The 10,993-nt window shown below is 67.3% G+C and carries 6 protein-coding genes; 4 read left to right on the plus strand and 2 right to left on the minus strand.

Features of this window, described 5'->3' with window-relative positions; genetic code table 11:
* The first annotated feature begins 3 nt into the window (after window positions 1–3).
* Entirely contained in the window at window positions 4–1,095 is a 1,092-nt protein-coding gene (gene lptG, locus OC373_RS10380; RefSeq protein WP_026069680.1) for an LPS export ABC transporter permease LptG, read from the plus strand.
* Between the two features lie 705 nt (window positions 1,096–1,800).
* Here the strand turns inward: lptG and OC373_RS10385 are convergent.
* A complete protein-coding gene (locus tag OC373_RS10385) occupies window positions 1,801–2,277 on the minus strand; it encodes an RDD family protein (RefSeq protein ID WP_237393502.1) in 477 nt (158 codons plus the stop codon).
* A 71-nt stretch (window positions 2,278–2,348) separates the two neighbouring features.
* On the opposite strand from OC373_RS10385, the gene xerD reads away from it, so the two are divergent.
* Window positions 2,349–3,326, plus strand: coding sequence for a site-specific tyrosine recombinase XerD (xerD, locus tag OC373_RS10390; RefSeq protein WP_070426586.1), 978 nt, complete (start codon window positions 2,349–2,351; stop codon window positions 3,324–3,326).
* Between the two features lie 105 nt (window positions 3,327–3,431).
* On the plus strand, window positions 3,432–4,211 hold the full coding sequence (locus tag OC373_RS10395; protein ID WP_046272725.1) for a thioredoxin fold domain-containing protein: 780 nt from the start codon (window positions 3,432–3,434) through the stop codon (window positions 4,209–4,211).
* A gap of 88 nt (window positions 4,212–4,299) precedes the next feature.
* Here OC373_RS10395 and OC373_RS10400 read toward each other — a convergent pair whose 3' ends face one another.
* On the minus strand, window positions 4,300–6,408 hold the full coding sequence (locus OC373_RS10400) for a glycosyl hydrolase family 18 protein (protein ID WP_070426587.1): 2,109 nt from the start codon (window positions 6,406–6,408) through the stop codon (window positions 4,300–4,302).
* A 293-nt stretch (window positions 6,409–6,701) separates the two neighbouring features.
* Here OC373_RS10400 and purL point away from each other — a divergent pair, with 293 nt between their 5' ends.
* Window positions 6,702–10,586, plus strand: coding sequence for a phosphoribosylformylglycinamidine synthase (gene purL, locus OC373_RS10405; protein WP_070426588.1), 3,885 nt, complete (start codon window positions 6,702–6,704; stop codon window positions 10,584–10,586).
* Window positions 10,587–10,993: the final 407 nt, after the last annotated feature.

Here is a 10,993-nt window from a genome sequence, read left to right on the forward strand (position 1 = left end):
CCCATGCGGTTTGATCTGTACCTGGGCCGTGCCGTGTTCGGCACCGTCCTGCTGACCTGGGCGGTGCTGGTCGGCCTGGACGTGGTGATGGCCTTCTCCGGCGAGTTCAAGGATGTCGGCAAGGGCAGCTATACCCTTGGCCACGCCGCCGCCTGGGTGCTGTACACCGTGCCCCGCCGTGCCTACACCTTCTTCCCGACCGCCGCCGTGATCGGCGCGCTGATGGGGCTCGGCCAGCTGGCCGCCACCTCCGAACTGACCGCGCTGCGTGCGCTGGGCCTGTCGCGCAAGCGGCTGAGCGTTTCGGTGGCGATCGCGCTGTCGCTGATGACCGCGGTGATGGTGTTCAGCGGCGAAACGCTGGGCCCCTGGGGTCAGAGCAAGGCCGACGACATCAAGATCAGCGCCAAGTGGGGCAGCAGCCTCAGCGCGGCCCGCTACTCGGGCGTATGGGCGCGCGAAGGCGATACCTTCCTCAACGCACAGAGCGGCGATGAGCAGTTGCAGGCCGGCGGTGGCACGCGCCTGATCCTGCACGACGTGCGCCTGTACAAGATCGCCGACGACGGCCGCCTGGCCTCGCTCACCTATGCGACCACCGCCGAGCATGGCGCCGACGGCTGGGTGTTGAACAAAGTCCGCCGCGACACGTTCGGTGAGCGTTCGGCCACCCGCGAGACGGCCGAGTCCGAGCCGTGGGATTCACGCCTGGATGCGGCGGCGCTGGCCAGCGGCATTTCCAAGCCGCGCAATCTGACGGCGATGGATCTGCGCACCAGCATCGAGTACCGCAAGCGCAATGGGCTGGATGCGCGCGATTACGAGGATGTGTACTGGAGCCGCTGGTTCTATCCGATCAATGTGCTGGCGCTGTGCCTGGCGGCGGTGCCGTTCGCGTTCGGTTCGCTGCGCAGCGGTGGCATGGGCAAGCGGTTGTTCCTGGGCATTCTGTTCGCGCTGGGCTTCTGGTTGCTGCAGTTGTTCTTCGGGCGCATGGCAGGTGCGTTGAAGTTCGATTATCGGATTGCGTATGCGTTGCCGCCGATCGTGATGATGGTGGTATCCGGGTTGTTGTTCCGACGTAAGTCGGGCTGATTCCTCTGCTCGAACGCTGGACGCTAGACGCGGAAGTCAAAAGCCGAAGCCGAAGCGGCCTCCATGTGCTCTCGAGCCAGGCGCGACGGGCTCGCCATTCCGGGACCCGCCGCAAGTCCCGCTCCGCGGCCCGGCCCAGCCGCTGGCGGCTGTGCGTTCGATCGGATGCGAGGCAGTGCCTCGCGAGCCATCCGCTCTCACCCACGTAGGCTCGTGTGCTGCCATCCATGGCAGCACACGGTCCCGGCCTGGTAATCCCGCCGCGCCTCCGATCATGTGCTGGTGGGGGGGAGAGCAGCCGGGCATGGCCCGGCTCTACCCGTTCTGATGGAATGCGCAGGCGCCTTTGCTCGTGTCGAATCCTGTTGGTCGAGCGGCAGAGCGGCAGAGCGGCGAATGAATTTATCGATTGAGCCAACGTTCGACTTCGCGATGAAGGTTGCGCTCCTTGAGGCATCTTGATCGCGACACTCGGTGTTCAGCGCGATACCTCAGGCACGCAGTAATTCCGCTTCTACCAACCGCATTACGTGATCTGTCAATGCGGAGAGGCGCAGCCCATTTCAGGACCGTAGTGCGCCATGGATGGCGCACTACGAGCCTACATGGACGTACTTGCGGCGGGTCCAGAAATGGGTTGCGCCTCTCCGCAAACGCAGAGAAAAAGAGACGCTGCTTGTTGCTGTTTGCTGTTTTCTGTTTGCTTCACGGCTTCGGCAGCCGCACAACCCGCGTCCCGCTGGCGCGGTCATGCCAGGTCAACCGCTGCCGATCCACCAGCGCCCACCAGAACCCCAGGCCGGCCGCCAGCACCGACAACGTCCCCACTGCATACCGCCGCCACAACTGCCCGCGCGACGGTACCGTGCCGTCCAACGACACCACCTGCAACCGCCACGGCCGCATTCCCAGCGTCTGCCCACCGCGGCGCCAGCTCATCGTCGCGTACAGCCCCGTCACGCCCCAGCAGCACGCCCACAACGCCCACTGCCACGCACTGAACGGCGCGATGTTTTCCCGCTCCGCATGACCGCTCAACGTATAGACCGCCACGAACACCGCACCGAGCAGCATCCACAGCGCCAGCGCCGGGAAGAAGTCGTATAACAGTGACAACAGCCGCCACGGCAGCAACGATGCAGGGCGATCAGCAGCGGGGGACGACAGCGCGGTATCGGTCATGACCCGGAGCATACCCGGCCCGCTGCCCCCGTTCGATGGCCCACGCACGGTCTGCTCCGTATGCTGTCCGCATGTCCGACGCCACCACCCCCGCCCTGCGCCGCCAGCTCATCCAGCACCTGCCCGAGCTGCGCGATGACGACACCCTGCGCATCCAGCGCTTCCTCGACACCGCCTGGGCTGAACACGGCCTCGCGCGTGCCAGTCTGGACAGTTACCGGCGCGATCTGGAAGGTCTCGCGCGCTGGCGTGATGGTGCGGCCGGGGGGCTGGCCGGTCTCGATCGCGCTGGGCTGTTCGACTACCTGGCCTGGCGCTCCCGCCATGGCTGGTCGCCGCGCAGCAATGCCCGCCTGCTTTCCGCGCTGCGGGCCTTCTTCGCCGATGCCGTGCGCCGCGGCGAGCGCACGGACGACCCAAGCGCGCTGCTCGACCCGCCCAAGCTGCCGCGGCTGCTGCCCAAGGCGCTGGCCGAAAGCCAGATCGATGCGCTGCTGGCCAGCCCCGACATCGATACGCCCCTGGGCCTGCGCGACCGCGCCATGCTGGAGTTGATGTATGCCGCGGGCCTGCGCGTCAGTGAACTGGTCAATCTGCCGGCTAATGCAGTGAACCTGCGTCAGGGCGTGCTGCGGGTGACCGGCAAGGGCAGCAAGGAACGCCTGGTGCCGCTGGGCGAGGAGTCCCAGCACTGGCTTGAGCGTTATCTGGCCGAATCGCGGCCGCAGCTCACCGGCAAGCGCAACGTGCCGACGCCGCAGGACGGCGCCGTGCCGATGTTCCTGGAGCCCTCCCTGCATCCCTTGAGCCGCCAGCAGTTCTGGGGGCTGGTGAAGAAGTATGCGGTGCTGGCCGGGATCGACCCGGCCCGGATCAGCCCCCACGGCCTGCGCCACAGCTTTGCCACCCACCTGCTCAACCGTGGCGCGGATCTGCGCGCGCTGCAGATGCTGCTGGGCCACAGCTCGCTGTCCACCACCCAGATCTACACGCTGGTGGCCCGCGAGCACCTGCAGAAGCTGCACGCCAGGCACCATCCGCGCGGCTGAGGGGCGGGCAGAACCTGGTCGCGCGTCACCGTTCCACTGCGGTCCAGCTGCGTGGGCGGGCAGCTGTGCGAGAATCCAGCCTGACCTCTTACACCGGAATGCTCGATGCTCCGTGTTGCCATTGCGGCGCTCTTCGGCGCGCTCAGCCTGACTGCCTGCGCGCAGCAACCGTCCGCTCCGGCGGCCACATCCACTGCCGCCGCCCCGGCCGCCGCCGGTGATGCCGACCAGCGCGTGCGCACCGCGCTGCAGCAGCTGGACCCCAACTTCAAGCCCGATTTCATCGGCGCCGCCCCGTTCCCCGGCTTCCGCGAAGTGCTGGTCGGCGGCCAGGTGCTGTACGTTTCCGATGACGGCCGCTACCTGATGCAGTCCCAGCCGTACGACATCCAGAACAAGGCCCCGGTCAGCAGCCAGGGCCTGCTCAGCTACCGCCGCAAGCTGCTCGATGGCGTGCCGCATAACGAGCGCATCGTGTTCGCCGCGCCGAATGCCAAGTACACCGTCAGCGTCTTCACCGATATCGAATGCGGCTACTGCCGCAAACTGCACCAGGACATCGCCGAGCTCAACCGCAACGGCATCACGGTGGAGTACCTGGCGTTCCCGCGCATGGGCCTGGGCAGCCAGGACTACACCGACATGATCTCGGTCTGGTGCGCGGCCGACCGCAAGCAGGCCCTGACCGCAGCCAAGACCGGCAAGGCCGTCACCCCGAAGAACTGCACCAACCCGGTGGCCATGCAGTACAAGCTCGGCCAGCAGATGGGCGTCAACGGCACCCCGGCGATCTTCGCCGCCGACGGCACCCAGCTCGGTGGCTACCTGCCGCCGGCCCAGCTCAAGGCCGCGCTGGAACGTGTCTCTGCAGGCGGCAGCCGCTGAAACAGAACGCCCCGGCCAGGCCGGGGCGTTTTTTTTCTCCGCGCGAGCGCCCTGTTCGATCAACGGGGCTGCGTCCGGCGCGACGGCCTCACTTCAAGCCGTCGCTGATCGCCTTGGTCAGGGTGCCCTGCGCATCATCGCCGCTGAACTCCCAGAAGAACGCGCCACCCAGGCCCTGGGTTTTCACGTAGCCCATCTTCTCGGTGACCATCGCCGGCGTGTCCACGCTCCAGAACGTGGTGCCGTTGGAGATCCACGTGGCCTTGGCGATGCTGTCGGTGTAGACCGGCCAGTTGAGGTTCTTGAGCACCTTCCAGTCTTCGATGCCGGCCTCGTACGTGCCCGGTGCCGCGCCGCTGGCGCTCTTGTAGAGCCCGTTGTTGCCACTGGCCACGCCGGTCCAGCCGCGCCCGTAGTAGCCGATGCCCAGGTTCAATTTGCTGGCCGGCACACCGCGGCTGAGGAAGGCCTCCATCGCATCATTGCTGTTGTAGAACTTCTGGTCGCCCGTGGAAGGATCGGCCGGTGAATCGAACAGCGCCGAGTGATGGTTGGTCTGCGGATCCCACGCGCCGTGGAAGTCGTAGGTCATCACGTTGATGAAATCCAGGTACGGGTGGTAGCTGGCCGGATCGGTCACGCGGATCTTGTCCACGCCTGCACCCACGGCGACCGTCAGCAGCAGCCCGGGCCGCACGGCGTCGAGCTGGCGGCGGAATTCGGCCAGCAGGGCGGTGAAGTTGGCATTGTCGGCCGGTGTGCCGCAGCTCAACCCGCAGGCCACCGGGTACTCCCAGTCGATGTCGATGCCATCGAACACGCCCAGTGCCGCACCCGCGCCGCCGGCACCATCGGCGACCGGCAGGTTGCCCTTGATGTAGGCATCGATGCACGAGGCCACGAACGCCTGCCGGTTGGCCGGCTGCGCTGCGCTGGAGAACCCGCGCGACCAGGTCCAGCCGCCGAGCGAGATCAGCACCTTGATGTTCGGGTGCTTGGCCTTGAGCTGCTTGAGCTGGTTCCAGTTGCCACGCAGCGGCTGGTCCCAGGTATCGCCGACGCCGCTCACGCTGGCTCCGGCAGCGAAGGATTTGCCGTAATCAGCGTACGCATCGCCGCCCACGCCGGTATTCGGGTCCGAGGCCTGGGTCACGCCCACTTCGCAGCGGTTGTTGCGCACATTGCCGAAGGCGTAGTTGATGTGGGTCAGCTTCGCTGCCGAGCCGCTGGTATCGATGTTCTTGACCTGGTAGTTGCGGCCGTAGATGCCCCATTGGGTGAAGTAGCCGATCACCCGCTTGTTGCCGCCGCCCCCGCCACCGGCGGCCGTGGTCACGCTGATCGAACTGCTCTGCGCCGACGCATTCCCGGCGTTGTCACGCGCGCGCACCGTGTAGGTGTAGGCCGTGCTCGCGGTGAGGCCGCCGTCGGTGTACTGGGTCGCACTCGGCGAGCCGACCAGGCTGCCGTTGCGGTACACGTCGTAGCCGGCCACGCCGCTGCCGCCGCTGTTGTCGGTGGCGGCATTCCAGGCCAGGTTCACCGTGGTGGCGGTCCGGGAAGGTGAGCCCAGCCCACCCGGCACGCTGGGCGGCGTGGTGTCGTTGCTGGCTGCGGTGACGGTCACGCTGACCGTGGCCGAGGAGGTCACCGCATTGTTGTTGTCGGTGGCCACCGCCTTGAAGGTGTGGCTGCCCGCCGAGGCATTGCTCCAGACCACGCTGTACGGCGCGCTCGTGTCGATGCCCAGCGAGGTGCCGCCGCGGAAGAATTCCACCTTGCTGACGCTGCCGTCGGTATCGCTGGCGTTGGCGCTCACGGTGATGCTGCTGCCGGCGGTGAAGCTGGCCCCGGCGGTGGGCGAGGTCAGGCTGACGGTGGGCGGTTGGTTGCTGCCGCTGCCATCGCAGGCGCCCAGGTTGGTGTAGTAGGGCGCGCCGGCCGGGTGGTCCGGCGGTGCGTTCCAGATGTCCTGGTTGGCGCGGTACAGCACGCCTCCCTTCTGCAGGGTCTGGCCGGCCAGATAGATGGCCGCGCCGTTCCATTCGGGCGCCCCGGTACAGTTCGCGGCCTGCACCAGGGTGGGCGTGCCGGCCGCAGCGGCCAGGGCCAGGGCCAGCAGCCAGCGCCGCGGGCGCAGGGTGGGGGCTGGGGAGGTAAACGATGTCACTGCACGGCGCGCAATCGGGTCTGGCATGGTCGGTCTCCGATCAGGTGGTGTGCGCATGCCGCCGGGATGGCGGCATGCGTGCAGCAGTTCCGGACGCCGGTGAGAGAGGCCGGCAACGACATGGGGGACGGACGGCACCTGGCCGTGGGCCAGGTGGTGATAACGTTGTCATGTAATCGGCGGCCAATCCGTGAACCAGTGCATGGTTCGGGTGTGAACTGGGCTGGGCACCGCCTGGGCCTGCCGATCCCCGGGGCCGGGCCGCGGCGGCCGAGTTGGGTACAATAGTGGGCCCCGTTCCCAACCACGGTTCCCCGGACATGATGGTCCTCGAGGGCGCATCCGCCCTTTCGCCGTTCCGCCGCGAACGTCTTGAATCCCGCCTGCAGTCCCTGGCCGCCGATCTGCGCATCACCGGTGCCTGGCATGTCTACTTCATCCAGACCGAGGGCGATGCGGCCCCGGACCCGGCGATCCTGAGCCGGATCCTGGAAGCCCAGCCCGCGCTGGCCGGGCGTGAGGACGGGGCGGTATCGCGCTTCGTGGTGCCGCGGTTGGGCACGCTGTCGCCGTGGTCGAGCAAGGCCACCGAGCTGGTCCGCGGTGCCGGGCAGCCGATCCGCCGGGTCGAACGTGGCCTGCGTATCGATCTGGCCGGATGGCCGGCCGACGCGGCCGCGCAGGAGGCGGTGATCCGCGCGCTGCACGACCCGATGACCCAGTCCGTGCTGGCCGAGACCGCGCAGGCGCAGGCGCTGTTCAGCGCCCCGGCCCGCGGTGAGCTGGAACGGATCGCGCTGGATGACCTGGAAGCGGCCAACACCCGGCTCGGCCTGGCCATGGCCCAGGACGAGATCGACTACCTGCGCCAGCGCTTCGGCGAACTGGGCCGCAAGCCGTCGGACGTGGAACTGATGATGTTCGCGCAGGCCAACTCCGAGCACTGCCGCCACAAGATCTTCAATGCCAGCTGGACCATCGACGGTGCCGAGCAGTCGCACTCGTTGTTCCGGATGATCAAGAACACCCACCAGCAGACCCCGCAGCACACGTTGAGCGCCTACAGCGACAACGCTGCGGTGGTCGCCGGTTTCCCGGCCGCGCGCTATCGCCCGGACCCGGCCAGCGGCCAGTACCGCAGCGAGGCCGTGGTCGATTCGGCGTTCTGCATCAAGGTGGAAACGCACAACCACCCGACCGCGATCGCCCCGTTCCCGGGTGCGGCCACCGGTGCGGGCGGCGAAATCCGCGATGAAGGCGCGACCGGCCGCGGCGGCAAGCCCAAGGCCGGCCTGACCGGCTTCTCGGTCTCGCACCTGCGCATCCCGACCCTGCCGCAGCCGTGGGAAGCGCCGCGCGCGCTGAACCCGCGCATGGCACCGGCGCTGGACATCATGCTGGACGGCCCGCTCGGCGGCGCCGCCTTCAACAACGAGTTCGGCCGCCCGAACCTGCTCGGTTATTTCCGCAGCTTCGAACTGCCCGAAGGGCAGGGCCTGACCCGCGCCTACGACAAGCCGATCATGCTGGCTGGTGGCCTGGGCGCGATCGACCAGAACCAGGTCGAGAAGCTGCGCCTGCAGCCCGGCGATGCGGTGATCGTGCTCGGCGGCCCGGCGATGCTGATCGGCCTGGGCGGTGGTGCCGCCAGCTCGGTGGCCTCCGGTGAGAGCGCCGAAGACCTCGATTTCGCCAGCGTGCAGCGCGACAACCCGGAAATGGAACGTCGCTGCCAGGAAGTGATCGACCGCTGCGTCGCGCTCGGCCTGGACAATCCGATCCGCTGGTTCCATGACGTCGGCGCCGGTGGCCTGTCCAATGCGATTCCCGAACTGCTGCACGACTCCGGCGTGGGCGGTGTGATCGATCTGGGCAAGGTGCCCGCCGATGACCCGTCGCTGTCGCCGATGCAGCTGTGGTGCAACGAATCGCAGGAACGCTATGTGCTTGGCGTGCCGCAGGCGCGCCTGGCCGAGTTCGCCGCGCTGTGCGCACGCGAGCGCTGCCCGTTCGCCGCGGTCGGTGTTGCCACGGCCGAAGAGCGTCTGGTCGTGGCTTATGGCGCGACCGTGGGCAACATTCCGGCCGATGCCCCGATCGACCTGCCGATGGACGTGCTGTTCGGCAAGGCGCCGAAGATGCACCGCGACACCGTGCACCCGCCGGCGCCGCGCTGGCCGGCGCTGAAGACGGCCGGGCTGGACCTGCATGAAGCGGGTCTGCGCGTGCTGGCCCATCCTTCGGTGGCCTCGAAGAACTTCCTGGTCACCATCGGTGACCGCAGCGTCGGTGGCCTCACCGCGCGCGAGCAGATGATCGGCCCGTGGCAGCTGCCGCTGGCCAACGTCGCCATCACCCTGGCAGGCTTCGATACCGTCGCCGGTGAAGCGATGGCGATCGGCGAGCGCACCCCGCTGGCCCTGCTGGATGCGGCCGCCTCGGCACGCATGGCGGTGGGTGAAGCGATCACCAACCTGTGCGCGGCCCCGGTCGACGCGCTGGAAACGGTCAAGCTGTCGGCCAACTGGATGGCCGCCGCCGGGCACAATGGCGAAGACGCGCTGCTGTACGACGCGGTGCGTGCGGTCGGCATGGAGCTGTGCCCGCAGCTGGACCTGAGCATTCCGGTCGGCAAGGACTCGCTGTCCATGCAGGCGCAGTGGCAGGCCGATGGCCAGGCACACAAGTCGGTCTCGCCGGTCTCGCTGGTGATCTCGGCGTTCGCGCCGGTCGCCGATGCCACCGGCCAGCTGACCCCGCTGCTGGACCGTGACGCCGACAGCGAGCTGTGGCTGATCGGCCTGGGCGCCGGCAAGCAGCGCCTGGGCGGCTCGATCCTGGCCCAGGTGCACGCCGACCATTCCGCGCTGCCGGCCTTCGCCGGTGCGGTGCCGGACCTGGACGATGCGCAGCGCCTGCGTGCCTTCTTCGAACTGATCCGTGATGCACGCCAGGCCGGCCTGCTGCTGGCCTACCACGACCGCAGCGATGGCGGCGCGTTCGCCGCGTTGTGCGAAATGGCCTTTGCCTCGCGCCTGGGCCTGGACATCACCCTGGATGCCTGGGGCGATGATCCGTTCCGCAGCCTGTTCAATGAAGAACTGGGTGCGGTGGTGCAGATCGCCAAGGAAGACCGCGCGGCCTTCGCTGATCTGGTCGAGCGTCACGCACTGACCGAATGCGCCCAGCGCATCGCGCGTCCGACCACCGCGCCGGTGGTACGCGTCTCGCTGCAGGGCGAAAGCCTGGTCGAGTGGCGCTGGGAAGCGCTGTTCGATGCGTGGTGGTCGGTCACCCATGCCATGCAGAAGCTGCGCGACAACCCGGACAACGCCGACCAGGAGCGTGCCATCGCGCGCAACTTCAACGCGCCGGGCCTGAAGCCGAAGCTGACCTTCGATCTCAACGAAGACGTGGCGATGCCCTTCATCAACACCGGTGCGCGCCCGCGCGTGGCGGTGCTGCGCGAGCAGGGTGTCAACGGCCAGATCGAAATGGCGAACGTCTTCGAACGTGCCGGCTTCAGTTCGTTCGATGTGCATATGAGCGACCTGATCGAAGGCCGTGTCGCGCTGTCCGATTTCACCGGCCTGGTGGCCTGTGGCGGTTTCAGCTACGGCGACGTGCTCGGTGCCGGCCGCGGCTGGGCCACCTCGGTGCTGGAGCGCAGCGCGCTGCGCGATGCCTTCGCGGCGTTCTTCGCCCGCGAGGACAGCTTCGCGCTGGGCGTGTGCAACGGCTGCCAGATGATGAGCCAGCTCAAGGACATCATCCCCGGTGCCGAGCACTGGCCGCAGTTCCGCCGCAACCGCAGCGAGCAGTTCGAAGCACGCACCGCGTTGCTGGAAGTGGTGGAATCGCCGTCGATCCTGCTGCGTGGCATGGCCGGTTCACGCCTGCCGGTCGCGGTGGCGCATGGTGAGGGCCAGGCGGTATTCGCCAATGCGGTCGATCAGGCGGCAGCCCGCGTGTCGCTGCGTTACATCGATGGCGACGGCAACGTAGCCACCCAGTACCCGTTGAATCCGAACGGCTCGCCCGACGGCATCACCGGCCTGACCACCACCGATGGCCGCACTACCATCATGATGCCGCACCCGGAACGCACCCCGCGTGCGATCAACCACAGCTGGCATCCGCAGGACTGGAACGGCGATTCGCCGTGGCTGCGGATGTTCCGCAACGCAAGAGTATGGTGCGGCTGATACTGCGCATCGCCTCCCATGCGGGGCAGTGAAAACCGCGTGAAGAAACCGCCGGCTTGCCCGGCGGTTTTCTTTTGTACGCCCCACAACATGATCGGCAGCAATGAGTTACATCGCGTTACAACGTGAAATGACGTTATCGCCGTTACTCACATGCATCTAACAAAATCCTTCAATAACGCGTGGTTTTTGTGACGCACTTCGCGGTCATATGAATTTCAATGTCAAAGTCTTGACGTTGTTCAAACTGTACGTTAACACTGCATCCTCATTTCGACAGCGTTCAGTTCCACAGTAACCGCATGGATGGCGTGCACGCTGTAGGTATCTGCCAGCCATTGCGCACAACGCAGTAAATCAAGCGAAAAAACGCCCCCAGGGGACGTTGGACCACGCGGTCCGGCGTT

Source organism: Stenotrophomonas sp. Ste96 (assembly GCF_024519495.1).
GTDB lineage: Bacteria > Pseudomonadota > Gammaproteobacteria > Xanthomonadales > Xanthomonadaceae > Stenotrophomonas > Stenotrophomonas bentonitica_A.